This is a genomic window from Mesorhizobium sp. M8A.F.Ca.ET.057.01.1.1, from assembly GCF_003952565.1.
GTDB lineage: Bacteria > Pseudomonadota > Alphaproteobacteria > Rhizobiales > Rhizobiaceae > Mesorhizobium.
The window spans coordinates 2,498,872-2,513,288 of record NZ_CP034454.1 but is presented as its reverse complement, the minus strand read 5'-3'; the positions used below and the strand labels follow the sequence as shown (position 1 = coordinate 2,513,288).

Here is a 14,417-nt window from a genome sequence, read left to right as displayed (position 1 = left end):
ACCTCATCCGACCTTAACCCCGTTCCTGTAGGGTCCCGTCTCCAGGGAAATGGGGATTGGCCTGTCCATGTATGTCGAACGCGAAGCTTCCGTCGGAGAACCGACATCGCAGGAGCGCCGCAACGCAGAGCAGAACGACCGGCGCATCCTCGGCAACGTCGTGCAATGCGACGGCGCGCGCGCCACCATCAGCGCCTATGCCGACGATGTCGACGGCGCGGTCACCGGCCTCTGGACGGTCGGCAAGATGATCTCGATCAATCTGGGCACGACGCGCACCGTTGGCCTGGTCTATGCGATCGGCAAGTCGGATCGGGCCTGGAGCAATGAAGGCCAGAACGCCATTGAGGTCAGCATCGAACTGATCGGCGAAGTGCGCGACGGCGCCGACCCCGGCGCCAAGCCGATCTTCGACCGCGGCATCACCTGCTATCCGCATATCGGCGCCGTCGCGCACCGTATTCGGACCCGGGACTTGCAGGCCGTCTATGACCTGGCCGGCCGCCATTCCATTACCATCGGCTCGCTGGCGCAGGACGAGGCCATCGCCGCCAACATCGCCATCGATGATACGCTTGCGCGCCATTTCGCCATTGTCGGCACGACCGGCGTCGGCAAGTCGACCGCCGTGTCGCTGCTGCTACGCAAGTCGATCGCGGCGCGGCCCGACCTGCGCATCCTGATCCTCGATCCGCACAACGAGTTTGCCGCCTCGCTACCCGAATATTGCGTCAGGGTCGATTCCAAGACGCTCGACCTGCCGTTCTGGATGTTCACGCTGGAGGAATTCGCCGAAGTGCTGTTTCGCGGACGCGAAACGGTGCCGGAAGAGATCGACGCCCTTCGCGACCTCGTTCCGCTGGCCAAGAACCTCTACCGCAATCCCAATTCAGGCGCCTACCTCAGGCGCGGCAACGATGCGCTGACCGCCGATACGCCGGTGCCTTACCGCATCGCCGACCTGCTCAAGCAGATCGACGAGCGCATGGGCATGCTCGAAAGCAAGAACGATCGCCCGACGCTCAAATCGCTGAAGACGCGCATCGAATCCGCGGCTGCCGATCCGCGCTACCGCTTCATGTTCAATTCGCGCCTGATCGAGGACACCATCCACGAGACGATCGGCAACATCTTCCGCGTGCCGCACCATGGCCGCCCGGTGACCTGCTTCGAGATGGCCGGCATGCCCTCGGAAGTGGTCAATTCGGTCTGTTCCGTGCTGGCGCGCCTAGCCTTCGACCTCGCTCTGTGGAGCGAAGGCAAGCTGCAGCTCCTGTTCCTATGCGAGGAAGCGCACCGCTACATGCCGGCCGATGCGCGCCTCGGCTTCGCGCCGACCCGGCACGCGCTGTCGCGCATCGCCAAGGAGGGCCGCAAATATGGCTGCTACCTCGGCGTCGTCACCCAGCGCCCGGGCGAGCTGGACCCGACCATCCTGTCGCAATGCTCGACCTTCTTCGCCATGCGGCTCGCCAACGAGCAGGACCAGGCGATCATCCGCTCGGCAATCGCCGACTCGTCCGCCTCCACGCTGGCGTTCCTGTCCTCCATGGGCCAGCGCGAAGCGATCGCTTTCGGCGAAGGGGTGGCGACGACCATGCGGTTGAAATTCCAAAGACTGCCCGCTCACCTGCTGCCTGGCACGGCCAAGCACGAGGAAGAAGTGACGAAAGCCGGCGAGGTCGACCTGGTGGCGATCGTGGAGCGGCTGCGTAACGTGCCGAAACCACAGAGCCAGGCGATACCATTCGCCGAGGTGGTCGATGCCGGCCGCCAGGCCGGCGACCCCGACTACCGCAAACCGCCGGCGACGGCGCGCGTGCAGTCGGACGAAGATTTCGACACGCGCTACGGTCTCAAACCCGCGACCTTCGGCCTGCGCCCACAGAACGATTGAGACCTGGGCGCTACGTCCATTCAGTTCTTAGAATCCGCACCAATCTTCAGTTGGCTGCGCTCGTTCGAATGCTTGGGTAAATCCCGTCAGGAAATTCGTCAGGCTGAGTCGATTGATGTCGACTTCGAGAACCGGAGCGGAGCGGACTTTTGGTCCGTGAGCACCGGAAGCGCAGAAGTCGGCATCAATCGGCCAGCATCACGAATTTAGTGGCGGGATTTTAGGCGCAGACGCGGTTGCGGCCTTGCCTCTTCGCTTCATAGAGCTGGCGGTCGGCGCGGCGATAGAACTCTTCGGCGGTTTCCTTGCGGTCCCAGACGGCGAGGCCGACGCTGGTCGTGATCTTGAGCCGGACATTGTTGCCGGAGAGGATCGACATGTTGGCGATTGCCTTGCGGATGCGCTCGGCGAATTTGGCCAGAAGGTCCGCCTCCATGTTGGGCGTGACCACGGCGAATTCCTCACCGCCCAGGCGCGCCACCACGTCGTGATAGCGGGTCATGTCCTTGAGGCATCTGGCGACAGCCTTGAGCACCTCGTCGCCGACATCGTGGCCATGGCTGTCGTTGACCTGCTTGAAATGGTCGAGATCGAGGATCATCAGCCCGACCGGCTTCTCGATGCGCCGGAACTCCTCGAGATATTCCTTCAACGCGTCGTCGAAATAGCGTCGGTTCTGCATGCCGGTCAGGCCGTCTGTCAGGGCGGCGTGCTCGAGCGTTTCGGAGCGGGCGCTGAGCGAAACCGTCATGGCGCGCAGCTTGCCTTCTTCCGTCGCCTGTTTGCGGATCAGCGGATAGATGAAGAAGATGCCGAAAAACAGCGCGGTCGCAAGCAGCACGCCCGTCGCGAACAACAGCTTGTTGAGGTAGATGACCTTGTCCAGGCCCGACTGCGTATGGAGTTCCGTGGCGAAGGATTGCAAGAGCCCATAGGCGTGCAGCGTCACCAGGCCAGCGGCCAGGATCACGAAGATAAAGACGAAAAAAGCGGATTCCGCCTTATGGAAACGCATCTGCTCCCCGATGAAAAGTACCCCATGACCTTATGGCAGGGACCGCCTTACGGAGCGTTAATTCCGGCAACTTCGGCGTGAACCTTGCCCTCAAGGTCAACTTTTTAAGTTGCATTAGCAACAAGTGTTTGGATCGTGGTTTCGAGATCGTCGTCGGGGCGCAATCTCTGCCATTCCGGCCCCAGTTGATGTCGAAACCAGGTCGCCTGCCGCTTGGCATATTGCCTGGTAGCGATCTTGGCGCGCTCGATCGCCTCGGGAAAGCTCGATTGCCCTGCCATTGCAGCCTGCAGCTCGCGAACCCCGATCGCCTTCATCGCCGGCAGGTCCGGATCTAGTCGTAGGACCGCAAGCTGCTTGACTTCCTCCAGCGCGCCCTTTTCCAGCATCCGGTCGAAACGCCTTTCGATGCGGTCGACCAGCGCCGCCCGATCCGGCTCGATGACCAGGAAATGCGCGCTTTGCCTGTCGATCAGCGGCCGGCCGCGCTCGGCCTGCCAGTCCAGGATCGACCGGCCGGAGGCGTCGAGCACTTCGAGCGCCCGCACGATGCGCTGGCTGTCGGTCGGTTTCAGCTGCATGGCGACTTTCGAATCCTCGCGCAGCAGGATGCCATGCAATTTGACCGCGCCGTGCTCCTTCAACTCATAGCGCCAGCGATCGCGGATCCGCTGCGGAATGTCAGGCATTTCCGAAATGCCCTCGGCCAGCGCACGAAAATAAAGGCCGGTGCCACCGACGAAGATTGGCCGCCGCGAGAGCGCTCCGTCATCGATGAGTTTCATCACGTCGCGCAGCCAGGCGCCGGTCGAGTAGGCGGAGCCGGGATGGACATGCCCATACAGAAAATGCGGCGCTCGTGCGAGTTCGGCCGTCTCCGGCCGGGCGGTCAGAATGTCGAGAACCGAATAGCCCTGCATCGAATCGGTGTTGACGATGACGCCGCCTGTACGTTCGGCCAGTTCGAGCGCCAGCGCCGACTTGCCGCTGGCGGTCGGCCCGGCTATCAGGATCGCGTTCTTCACGCGGCCTTCGCCCGCATCCGCGCCGGAATTCTCTATGCCGCTCATTGCCACGCTTGTTTCCCGTCCCGCTGACCGCGCTCTGTCGCCGTCGCTTGCGAATATGGCCTCACGGTCGGTGGGCGCAAGCGCCGTCGTCTGGCTGGCGGAAGGCATTGCCTGTGATCTTGCCCTGCCGCCAGCGGCGCAGGCCGATGAAACGACTGCAGAGCTTCGTGCCGCACTGGGCGCCGAACCAGTCGACGTGATCGTCCAGCAGGCTGAAACACGCCGCAAGAAAATCCTTCTCGCCGACATGGATTCGACCATGATCGACCAGGAATGCATCGACGAGTTGGCCGACGAGATCGGCGTCAAGGATCGCGTCGCGGCCATCACCGCGCGGTCGATGAATGGCGAGATCGCCTTCGAGCCGGCGCTGCGCGAGCGCGTGGCGCTGCTCAAGGGGCTCGATGCCGCAGTGGTCGACCATATCGTCACCAATCGGCTGACGCTGGCTTCGGGCGGCCGCGCGCTGGTCCAGACCATGCGCGCCAACGGCGCCTGGACGGCACTCGTCTCGGGCGGATTCGAGGTCTTCACCACGCGCATCGCTGCGATGCTCGGCTTTCAGGAGAACCGCGCCAACCGCCTGCTCGACCAGGGCGGACGCTTCACCGGACTGGTCGGCGAGCCGATCCTTGGCCGCGCGGCCAAGGCCGAGGCGCTGCTCGAAATCTGCGCGCGCCTTGGCCTGACGCCGGCCGATGCCATTGCGGTCGGCGACGGCGCGAATGACCTCGACATGATCCGCCTGGCCGGAACCGGTGTCGCGCTGCACGCCAAACCGACAGTGGCGGCACAAGCTAAGGTTCGCATCGACCATGGCGACCTTACCGCATTGCTCTATCTGCAGGGCTACAAGCAGGAAGAGTTTGTGCAATGAAACCGATGCACACCGAGCGTTTGATCCTGCGCAATTGGGAGGATCGCGACCGCGAATTGTTCCATCGCATCAATTCCGACGAGCGCGTCATGGAATTCTTTCCGTTCCGCCGCGACCGAGCGACGGCGGATGCCAAGATGGATGAATTCCGCGCCGCCATCGATCGCGACGGCATTGGCTTCGCGGCCGCGGAAATCGTTGCCACGGGCGAATGCATCGGCTTTGTCGGCATAACCGGAACCGATCATCTCGACTTCCTGCCAGCCAGCATGATCGAGATCGGTTGGCGGCTGGCGCCCGAATTCTGGGGCAAGGGCTATGTTACCGAGGCCGCCGAGGCATGGTTGACCTACGGTTTCGATACATTAGCCCTCCACGAAATCGTTTCCTTCGCCGTCGCCCACAACCGCCGCTCGACTGCCGTCATGGAGCGTCTCGGCATGACATCAGATCCGTCTGCCGACTTCGATCATCCTGGCATTCCCGACAGCCATCCCGCCCTCAAGCGGCATGTGTTCTACCGGCTGCCTCGCCATGACTGGCAGGCAAGAAAAAGGGCGGCTCTCTAACCGCCCTTTCCATCAAAATCAGATTTTTGCAGTCCCGCCGACTTCAATCCATCCGGATCGTCACGAACCTCAGCTCACCGGTTTTCGACGCCAGCATCAGCAACGCGTTCTTGCGCCCCTGCTCCTTCAGCGCGCCGATCCGGTCCATGACATCCTTCGGCGTGGCGACTGATTCCTGCGCGATCTCGGTGATCACCTCGCCCGGCTGGATGCCGCGCTCGGCGGCGGCCGAATCCTTGGCCACATCGGTGACGACGACACCCGAGACATCGCCGGCGATGCTGAACTTCTTGCGCGTCTCGTCATTGAGTTCGCCGACCGTCATGCCGAGCACCGATGCGGTCGAGACGGCCGGAGCTTTGTCGCCGCCCTTGTCCTGGTCGGTTTTGCCGTTCTCGCCGCTGGCGAGCTTCTCGCCGTCCTCGAGCCGGCCGAGCGTTACCTTCACCGTCTGCTCGACGCCCTTGCGCACGATCAGCACGTCGACGGCTTTGCCCACCGGGCTTTCGGCGACGACGCGCGGCAGGTCGCGCATTTCATGGATGTCCTTGCCGTCGAACTTGACGATGACGTCGCCGGCCTGGATGGTGCCGTTGTCGACAGGCCCGCCCTTGATGACGCCGGCCACCAGCGCGCCCTTGGCGGTCGCCATCCCCAGGCTTTCCGCGATGTCGTCCGTCACTGGCTGGATGCGAACGCCGAGCCAGCCGCGCCGCGTCTCGCCATACTGGCGCAACTGGTCGACGACCCCCGAGGCGAGCTGCGAGGGAATGGAGAAGCCGATGCCTATCGAGCCGCCGGACGGCGAAATGATCGCGGTGTTCATGCCGATGACCTCGCCGACGCTGTTGAACAGCGGTCCGCCCGAATTGCCGCGGTTGATCGCCGCATCGGTCTGGATGAAGTCGTCATATGGGCCTGAATTGATGTCGCGGTTGCGCGCCGAGACGATGCCGACCGTGACCGTACCGCCGAGGCCGAACGGATTGCCGACCGCCATCACCCAGTCGCCGACGCGCATCTTGGTGGAATCGCCGAATTTCACCGCCGTCAGCTTGTGGCCTTTCGGATCGACCTTCAGCACCGCGACGTCGGTCTTGGTATCGGTGCCGACCAGCGTCGCCTTCAAGGTCACGCCATCGGAAAAATTGACCTCGATGTCGTCGGCATCGGCGATCACGTGATTGTTGGTGACGACGATGCCCTGCTCGGCGTCGATGACGAAGCCCGAGCCGAGCGACTGCACCTTCTGCGAGCCGCCATCCTTTTCGCCACCGCGGTTCTTGAAGAAGTCGTCGAAGAAGTCCTGGAACGGCGAGCCTTCCGGCAGTTGCGGCATCGGCACGGCGCCCGGCCCTTCGGTGCCCTTCACCGTCTGCGAGGTCGAGATGTTGACCACCGCGCCGAGCACGCGTTCCGCCAGATCGGCGACCGAGGCAGGCCCGTCGGCGGCGAATGTCGGCGTCACGAACGACGGAACGGCGGCGGTACCCAGGACAAGCGCTGCCGCGCCGGCGACCAACGTCCGTCGAGCGGCGCGCAAAAGGGTGTTGGATGTCATCGAGAAACCTCCCGGCATTTCTGAAAGAGAAAAGCGCTTCGACGAAAACGCCGTGTCGCGCCATGATGGCAAGAAATACGGCACGTTTGCGGCTATGGCTATCGGCAGAGCGTAAATCGAGCGTTATTCCGCAAACCGGATGCCTTTACCCGCTCCGCACCAGCCAGACGATGCCGACACCGATGGCGATCGCCGCCAGGCCGCCAATCCGCAGTGCATTCTCCGGCATCGACAGCACTTCACCCGCGAGCTTCCTGGCAAAGCCGGGGAAGCCGCCATAGACCAAGCCCTCTATGACGAGGACCAGGCCTATCGCCGCGAAGAAATCCTGCACCGCCCGTTACTGGCCGGTGCTGGGTTGTGTCGTCGGCGCGGCAGGTGCCGCAGCCGGCGCGGGTGCTGGCGCGGCCGGTTTCGCCGGCCCTTCCTTGCCGTCGGGATCGCGGAAGAAGCGGAAGAACTCCGAGCCGGGCGACAGCACCATCGTCGTCCCGGTGTTGTCGAGCGCGGTGCCATAGGCATTCATCGACCGGTAGAAATCGAAGAACGCCGGATCGCGCTGATAGGCTCCCGCGAAGGTGGCGCTGCGCTGGGCCTCGCCCTCGCCGCGCAGGATCTCGGACTCCTTGCGTGCTTCGGCAACGATCTCGACCACTTCACGATCGGCGCGTGCCGTGATGCGCTGTGCGGCTTCGTTGCCGCGTGCTCTCAGCCGCGCAGCCTCCGCCAGGCGTTCCGCCTTCATGCGGTCGTAGGTCTGCTGTGAGACTTCGGCCGTCAGATCGGTGCGGCGGATGCGAACGTCCTCGATCTGCAAGCCGAGCGACGTGGCGTCGGGCCTGAGCTGATCGCGAACTTCGCGCATCATCACGGCACGCTCTTCGGAGAGCGCGGCCTCGAAATCGCGCAGACCGTAGACGCGGCGCAAGGCAGCGTCGAGACGCGTCCTGAGCCGGGCCTCGGCCAGTTCGATCTGACCGGACACCGCCGCACGGAAGACGCGCGGATCCGAGATGCGGTAGGCGATGAAGGCATCGACCTCATAGAACTTGCCGCCCGACACCTGGACGCGGATGTTGTCGAGGTCGAAGCGCAGCACCCTGTTCTCGATCAGTTGCACCGTATCGGCGTCGAAGAACGAGAATGGCGCCTTGAAGTAGATGCCTGGCTCGCTCTTGACGTCGACGATCTCGCCGAAGCGGAGCACCAGCGCCTGCTGGCGCGCATTGACCACGAAGACCGAGGAATAGATCAGGAACAGGATAACCGCCGCCACGACGGCGAAGATGGGAAGACGGTTGGCCATCACTGGGTACCTCCCGTGTTCGCAGCCGGCGCGGCCGGTGCCGGCGGTTTCGGCTGCAATGCGGGCAGCGGCAGATAGGGCACGACACCTTGTCCGTTGCCCTGCTCGACGATGACCTTGCTCGAGTCCTTCAGAACCCTCTCCATGGTTTCCAGATAAAGGCGTTTGCGCGTTACATCGGGTGCTTTGACATATTCGTCGTAGACGGAGATGAAGCGCTGGGCTTCACCTTCGGCTTCCTGCACCACACGGTTCTTGTAGGCGGCCGCGTCTTCGCGGACCTGGGCTGCCTCGCCGCGTGCCTGGCCGAGCTTCTGGTTGGAATACTGATTGGCCTGCTCGACGAACTTGTCTTCGTCCTGCTCGGCGCGCTGCACCTCGTCGAACGCATCGGCCACTTCGCGTGGCGGCGCTGCATCCTCGATGGAGACGGCGTTGACCTGCAGGCCGGCCTTGTAGCCGTCGAGCGTATTCTGGATGATCTCGCGCACCGAGGCCGCTATGCCCTGGCGGTCGTCGCGGAAAATGTCCTGCGCCGGCCGGCGGCCAACCGCTTCGCGCATGGCGCTCTCGGCAACCTGCCGCAGCATGCCGTCCGGATCGGAAACGTCGAACAGGTAAGCGCGGGGGTCGGAGACCTGGTAGGCCACCGAAAACTGCACATTGACGATATTCTGGTCGCCCGACAGCATCAGGCCGTTGCCGCTGGTGTTGCCGCCGCCAATGTCGACGAGTTGCTCTGAAATCTTGGCCGTCTCGACCGTCTCGAGCGGCCACCAGTGGAAGTGCAGGCCTGGCTGGGATAGCTCGGCCTTCGGCTTGCCGAAGCGCAGTTCGACCGCGACCTCGTCGGGCTGCACGGTATAGACCGCCTGGAAGGCCCACAGAACGACCAGCACCGCGGCGATCAGCCCGAACACGGCTGGACTGGCGCCACCGCCGCCGGGCAGCGCGCGCCTCAGCCGATCCTGGCCACGGCGAATGATGTCTTCTAAGTCGGGGGCGACCCCTGCGGGCCGCTCGGCCCCTTCGGTCCCTGCCCCCAGGGTCCCTGGTTGTTACCGCCGCCACCCCACGGGCCGCCGCCTCCGCCACCTTTGTCGTTCCAGGGCATGAATGTCCTTTCGCTTGGAATTCCCTCAAGCGCCGCGGTTACGGCGCAAATCCAGTGTCGTTCTTCTATAGGCACGCCACGGCGCGCTTTCAACGCGACGCCCGCCGACTTCATCGGATTTGGGCCGGTAGCGACCCTTTGTCGTCCTACAATTGCGCTTTTGTCTTCAAACTATCCCGCGGTGGCGCTCGTAAACCGTATAGCGCGTCGCATGGCTGTCCTTTTCTCCTGATGGAACCTCCTGCGAACTGACCACGTGCCATGTACCGGGATCGATCGGCGGGAAATGCGCGTCGCCGTCGACGGCGGCCAGAACATGGGTGACGTGCAGACGGTCGGCCAGCGGCAGCGCCTGGGCATAGATCTCGCCGCCGCCGATGACACAGACCTCGTCGACGCCGCTCATGCAGCGGCCGCGCACGGTCGCCAGCTGGATCGCGGCTTCCAGCGTATGCGCGACCTCGACGCCCTCGGCGCGCCAGGCCTTGTCACGGGTGACGACGATGTTCAGCCTGCCCGGCAACGGGCGGCCGATGCCTTCATAGGTCTTGCGGCCCATGACGATGGGCTTGCCCATCGTGTCTGCCTTGAAGCGCATGAGGTCGGTGGAGAGCCGCCAGGGCAACCCGCCATCCCGACCGATCACACCATTCTCGGCAATGGCGACGTAGATCGCGACATGCATCAGTTTGCGTCCCCGCCATTGCTGTCCGACGGTTCGAGCAGGAGGATATCGATATCGTGCTCGGGATAGAAATCCTTCGCTGTCATTTCGAAGCTCGTCGGCCCGACCTTTTTGACATTGTCGCCGCAGAACGAGACCAGGGCTTTCGGATTGCCCTTGTCGATGGTCAGCTTGAACTTGCCGATGGTGCCCGCCGCCCAATTGCCACCGGTAGTCAGGATATAGGCGATGCGGTTTTCGTAGAATTTGGGATAGCCGTCCGGATTGTCCTTCGCCGCCCTGCGCACCGCATTCTCGAATGTATCGTCCATGCAGTAGCGAGCCTTGTAGGCGGCGTATGAGCCCTGGAACTGGCCCTCATTGAAAAAGCTGACCGACGACGTGCCGCCGACGCTCGGCTTGTAGCGGTGCGAGACGTGAACGTCCTTGTGGGCCGGGAAGGTCGAACGCCACCAATAGGTCGAGCGCAGCTGCCACCATGGCGCGTAGGACGGAGTGGCGTTTTGGTCGCTGTCGCCTTCCGGATCCTCGATGATGATACCGCGGTTGACCCAATCGTCGGCCACCGCCTTTGGCAGCTTGGCCAATGCCGCCTTGGTGGCATCGGCGAACGGGTTGAACGGCACATTCTGTGCCTTGAGGTCGGCGCTGATGTCGATGCCGAGCTCGAACACCTTCTGCTCGAGTTGCGGCTTTGCCGGCGCCCCGTCGATCGTCACCTCGAAGCCGAGGAAATTGTCGCTCTGGTTTTCCGGGATCGCCGGCATCTCTTCGGGATCGCCCGAAATGTCGGGCATCGGGAAGGCGACGATCGCCTCGACATCCTTGTCCGTGTTGTTGTGGAACACGTAATCCACCGTCACCTTTTGCGGCGAGATGAAGAGGTCCTCGCTTTGCATCGCCACGGCATCGCTGCGCGACAGGATCAGGCCACCGGTGCCAAGTTCGGCAACCGAGTCGTTGGCCAATGCAGGCGCCGCCGACAGGGCCAGCGCGGTGGTCAAAACATATCGCAGCATGAAAGCCCCTCGGCGAGAATGCCTTAATGACCCTAGCGGTTTCAGTCTGGCGTTTCAAAGCCCTTCCGCGTCCTGGGCGTGCGTGACCGGCCTGGACACGCATGCGGTCTGGACACGCACGCGGTCTGGACACGCATGCGGTCTGGACACGCATGCGGTCTGGACTAACAGGTTCCGATCGGGCAGGAGTTCGCGCCATGCGCAAGCTTCTCGTCATCGGCATCGGCGCCGGCAATCCCGACCACATGACGGTTCAGGCCATATCGGGCCTGAACCGGGCGGACGTCCTGTTTATTCCCGACAAGGGCGCCGACAAGACAGACCTCGCCGACCTGCGGCGCGGCATCTGCGACCGGTTCGTCACCAACCCGACCTCACGCCGGGTCGAGTTCGACGTGCCGGTGCGCGCCGAACCAACGTCTTCCTATCGCTCGACCGTCGACGACTGGCACGAGGCGATCGCCGTCATCTACGAGGCACTGATCCGCGACGAGATCGCCGGGGATGGCTGCGGCGCCTTCCTGATCTGGGGTGATCCCTCGCTTTACGACAGCGCATTGCGCATCCTCGAGCGCGTACGCCTGCGGGGCAATGTCGCTTTCGAACTCGAAGTCATCCCCGGCATAACAGCCATCCAGGCGCTAGCCGCCAGTCACAAAACGGCACTGAACCGCATCGGCGATCCCGTGCTGATCACCACCGGCCGCCGCCTGACCGAGCAAGGCATGCCGGACAATGCCGGCAGCGCCGTCGTCATGCTCGACGGCAAATGCGCCTTCAACACGCTGGCCGACCAGGACCTCTTCATCCAATGGGGCGCCTATCTCGGCACACCGGACGAGATCATCATCTCCGGCCGCCTCGGTGATGTCGGCGCGGAGATCGAAAAGCGCCGCGACGAAGCGCGTAGGGAAAAGGGCTGGATCATGGACACGTATTTGCTGCGTAAGCCGGAAGAATAGGCAGCAGGGAAGAATACCAGACACGCGTTGGGTATGATTCGGAAGGAAGATCTCTGCCGGCCAGAAATTGGACTGGGTGCCCTATTCCCTATTCCCTATTCCTTAACTCTCCTACCCCGCTTCAATCTCCGCCTGCAGCGCATCCATATGCGTCGCCGCCGCGGCGGACGCCGCGCGCTCGATGGCGCGAAAGCGGCTGACCACCGCCAGGCCGACCGTCGTCAGCTGCGCGCCGCCGCCCTTGCGGCCTCCGGTCTGCGCCGAGACCAGCGGCTTGCCGAACACCCGGTTCATGTCCTCGACCAGATCCCAGGCGTGTTTGTAGGACATCTCCATGCCGCGCGCGGCGGCCGAGATCGAACCGAACGTGGCGATGTGCTCCAGAAGCTCGATCTTGCCAGGACCGATCCGTCCATCCGGATCGAGATTTATCCGCAAGCTCAGCGACGGCATTTTTGCTCCTCCGCGATCGCTTCAGCTTCAGCGACCGTTATTCCAAAACAATATAGCGGCGATCGCCGCCCCTGTCAGCCGTCGACCTCGAGCGGCAAGCCGGCGCCGGTGTTCGCCCGGTCGAAGCTCACGGTCTTGACCACCGCGAAAACCTTGCCGCCGAGCCGCAGCTTCAGCGCCTGCCGCGACTGTTCGGTGATGCGGGCCAGCACCGTTGCGCCATTGCAGTCGATGCCGACTTCGACCGTCGGCCCCTCACCCGGGCTGATCGCGACAATCGTGCCGGGCAGGATGTTGAGCGCGCTGAGGCCCGTCGGTTTCTCCGTGGAGATCATCACGTCGCGAGCGCGAATGCGGATCCGCACGGAAGCCCCGGGCTTCATTTCAAGGCGCGGCACGCGGATCTCGCCGGCGGCCGAGCCGAGCACGGTCATCCCGAAAGTCTCGTCGTGACGCAGCACCTTCGTGTCCAGCACCGCGCCGCCCTCGCCGCGCTCTTCGGCCGGCAACAGGTCAAGCCTTTGCATGACGGCCTCGGTCTGACCGCTGGCGGTGACCTTGCCCCGCGCCAGCATCACCACGTCGCTGGCCAGCCGCGCCACCTCGGCGACCGAATGGCTGACATAGACGATCGGGATCTTCGTTTCGTCGCGCAGCCGCTCGATATAGGGCAGGATCTCGGCCTTGCGCGCTTCGTCGAGCGAGGCCAGCGGCTCGTCCATGAGCAGCAGCCTCGGGCTGGCAAGCAGCGCCCGGCCGATCGCCACGCGCTGTTTCTCGCCGCCCGAGAGCTTTGCCGGTCGCCGCCCGAGCAGCGGGCCGATGCCGAGCAGTTCGACGACACTGTCCATATCCGCGTAGCGTTCCGCCGCCGGCGTGAACCAACGGCCGTAGCGCAGATTGCTCATCACGCTCATATGCGGAAACAGTCGTGCATCCTGGAACACCATGCCGATACGGCGCTTATGCCTTGGCACGAAAATGCCGGCACCGATGTCGACCAGCACGCGGCCGTCGATCTCGATGCGCCCCTTGTCCGGCCGGATCAGCCCGGCAATCATGTTGATCAGCGTCGTCTTGCCGGAGCCCGATGGCCCGAACAGCGCCGTCAGCCGCCCGGCGCTCTCGAAGCGGGCATCGATGGCGAAATCGCCAAGCCGGTGGCTGATGTCGACAAGGACGCTCATTCGATGTCCATCCGCCGCCCGACGCGCCGCGCCAGCACTTCCGAGGCGACCAGTGCCGCCATCGAGATGACGATGGAAATCAGCGTCAGCCGCAGCGCCCCTTCATCGCCCCCCGGCACCTGGGTAAAGGTGTAGATCGCCGACGGCAGCGTCTGTGTCTCGCCAGGAATGTTGGAGACAAAGGTGATCGTCGCGCCGAACTCGCCCATCGCCTTGGCGAAGGACAGGATGGCGCCGGCGATCAGCCCGGGCAGGATCAGCGGCAGCGTGATGGTGCCGAACACCCACACGGGGTTGGCGCCGAGCGTCCCCGCGGCCGCCTCCATCTTGCGGTCCACCGCCTCGATCGACAGGCGGATCGCCCGCACCATCAGGGGAAAGCCCATGACGCCGCAGGCAAGGGCGGCACCCGTCCAGCGAAACGAGAAGACGATGCCGAAATGTTCGGCCAGGAATGCGCCGGCCGGGCCGCGCCTGCCGAAAGTCAAAAGCAAGAGATAGCCGGTCACCACGGGTGGCAGGATCAGCGGCAGATGCACCAGCCCGTTGAACAGTGTCTTGCCCCAGAATTTCCCCCGGGCAAGCAGCAGCGCGATCGCTATGCCCGGCGGCAAACTCGCGAGCATCGCGACCGTCGCCACCTTCATGGACAGCCAGACCGCATTCCATTCGTCGGGAGTGAGGTCCAGCAGCCAGTTCATC

14 protein-coding genes and 1 pseudogene are annotated in these 14,417 nt (G+C 63.8%); 4 read left to right on the top strand and 11 right to left on the bottom strand.

Annotation, left to right across the window (positions count from 1 at the left end; genetic code table 11):
• Positions 1 to 67: 67 nt before the first annotated feature.
• Positions 68 to 1,897: an ATP-binding protein gene (locus EJ077_RS11645; protein WP_208702092.1), complete on the top strand. Its 1,830-nt coding sequence runs from the start codon at positions 68 to 70 to the stop codon at positions 1,895 to 1,897.
• Positions 1,898 to 2,117: 220 nt separating this feature from the next.
• Here EJ077_RS11645 and EJ077_RS11640 read toward each other — a convergent pair whose 3' ends face one another.
• Both EJ077_RS11640 and miaA read right to left on the bottom strand, forming a co-directional pair.
• Positions 2,118 to 2,912, bottom strand: a complete 795-nt coding sequence (locus EJ077_RS11640) for a GGDEF domain-containing protein (protein ID WP_135915643.1) — start codon at positions 2,910 to 2,912, stop codon at positions 2,118 to 2,120.
• Positions 2,913 to 3,016: 104 nt separating this feature from the next.
• Positions 3,017 to 3,982, bottom strand: a complete 966-nt coding sequence (gene miaA, locus EJ077_RS11635) for a tRNA (adenosine(37)-N6)-dimethylallyltransferase MiaA (RefSeq protein WP_208702090.1) — start codon at positions 3,980 to 3,982, stop codon at positions 3,017 to 3,019.
• On the opposite strand from miaA, the gene serB reads away from it, so the two are divergent.
• Together serB and EJ077_RS11625 are read left to right on the top strand one after the other, a co-directional pair.
• Positions 3,972 to 4,859, top strand: a complete 888-nt coding sequence (serB, locus tag EJ077_RS11630; RefSeq protein ID WP_208702088.1) for a phosphoserine phosphatase SerB — start codon at positions 3,972 to 3,974, stop codon at positions 4,857 to 4,859. The genes miaA and serB overlap by 11 nt on opposite strands.
• Positions 4,856 to 5,428: a GNAT family N-acetyltransferase gene (locus tag EJ077_RS11625; protein WP_208702086.1), complete on the top strand. Its 573-nt coding sequence runs from the start codon at positions 4,856 to 4,858 to the stop codon at positions 5,426 to 5,428. Before serB ends, EJ077_RS11625 begins: the two co-directional genes overlap by 4 nt.
• Before the next feature lie 43 nt (positions 5,429 to 5,471).
• Here EJ077_RS11625 and EJ077_RS11620 read toward each other — a convergent pair whose 3' ends face one another.
• From EJ077_RS11620 to EJ077_RS11595, 6 genes and pseudogenes are all read right to left on the bottom strand, one after another.
• Positions 5,472 to 6,989, bottom strand: coding sequence for a DegQ family serine endoprotease (locus EJ077_RS11620; RefSeq protein ID WP_208702084.1), 1,518 nt, complete (start codon positions 6,987 to 6,989; stop codon positions 5,472 to 5,474).
• Positions 6,990 to 7,134: 145 nt separating this feature from the next.
• Entirely contained in the window at positions 7,135 to 7,323 is a 189-nt protein-coding gene (locus tag EJ077_RS11615; RefSeq protein WP_208702082.1) for a DUF2065 domain-containing protein, read from the bottom strand.
• 6 nt (positions 7,324 to 7,329) lie between these two features.
• Positions 7,330 to 8,295, bottom strand: coding sequence for a protease modulator HflC (hflC, locus tag EJ077_RS11610; protein ID WP_135881874.1), 966 nt, complete (start codon positions 8,293 to 8,295; stop codon positions 7,330 to 7,332).
• A pseudogene (gene hflK, locus EJ077_RS11605) lies at positions 8,295 to 9,409 on the bottom strand (FtsH protease activity modulator HflK). Before hflK ends, hflC begins: the two are co-directional and overlap by 1 nt.
• 166 nt (positions 9,410 to 9,575) lie before the next feature.
• Positions 9,576 to 10,094 carry a dihydrofolate reductase gene (locus EJ077_RS11600; protein ID WP_208702080.1) on the bottom strand — a complete coding sequence of 173 codons (519 nt, stop codon included), beginning with the start codon at positions 10,092 to 10,094 and terminating at the stop codon, positions 9,576 to 9,578.
• On the bottom strand, positions 10,094 to 11,113 hold the full coding sequence (locus tag EJ077_RS11595) for a DUF4424 domain-containing protein (protein ID WP_208702078.1): 1,020 nt from the start codon (positions 11,111 to 11,113) through the stop codon (positions 10,094 to 10,096). The genes EJ077_RS11600 and EJ077_RS11595 overlap by 1 nt, the downstream gene beginning before the upstream one ends.
• Positions 11,114 to 11,310: 197 nt before the next feature.
• Here EJ077_RS11595 and cobF point away from each other — a divergent pair, with 197 nt between their 5' ends.
• Positions 11,311 to 12,075: a precorrin-6A synthase (deacetylating) gene (cobF, locus tag EJ077_RS11590; protein ID WP_208702076.1), complete on the top strand. Its 765-nt coding sequence runs from the start codon at positions 11,311 to 11,313 to the stop codon at positions 12,073 to 12,075.
• 111 nt (positions 12,076 to 12,186) lie between these two features.
• Here the strand turns inward: cobF and EJ077_RS11585 are convergent, their stop codons facing one another.
• From EJ077_RS11585 to modB, 3 genes are all read right to left on the bottom strand, one after another.
• Positions 12,187 to 12,528 carry a winged helix-turn-helix domain-containing protein gene (locus EJ077_RS11585; protein WP_127279684.1) on the bottom strand — a complete coding sequence of 114 codons (342 nt, stop codon included), beginning with the start codon at positions 12,526 to 12,528 and terminating at the stop codon, positions 12,187 to 12,189.
• 74 nt (positions 12,529 to 12,602) lie between these two features.
• Positions 12,603 to 13,715, bottom strand: coding sequence for a molybdenum ABC transporter ATP-binding protein (modC, locus tag EJ077_RS11580; RefSeq protein WP_208702074.1), 1,113 nt, complete (start codon positions 13,713 to 13,715; stop codon positions 12,603 to 12,605).
• Positions 13,712 to 14,416: a molybdate ABC transporter permease subunit gene (gene modB / locus EJ077_RS11575; RefSeq protein WP_208702072.1), complete on the bottom strand. Its 705-nt coding sequence runs from the start codon at positions 14,414 to 14,416 to the stop codon at positions 13,712 to 13,714. The genes modC and modB overlap by 4 nt, the downstream gene beginning before the upstream one ends.
• Between the last annotated feature and the right edge of the window lies 1 nt (position 14,417).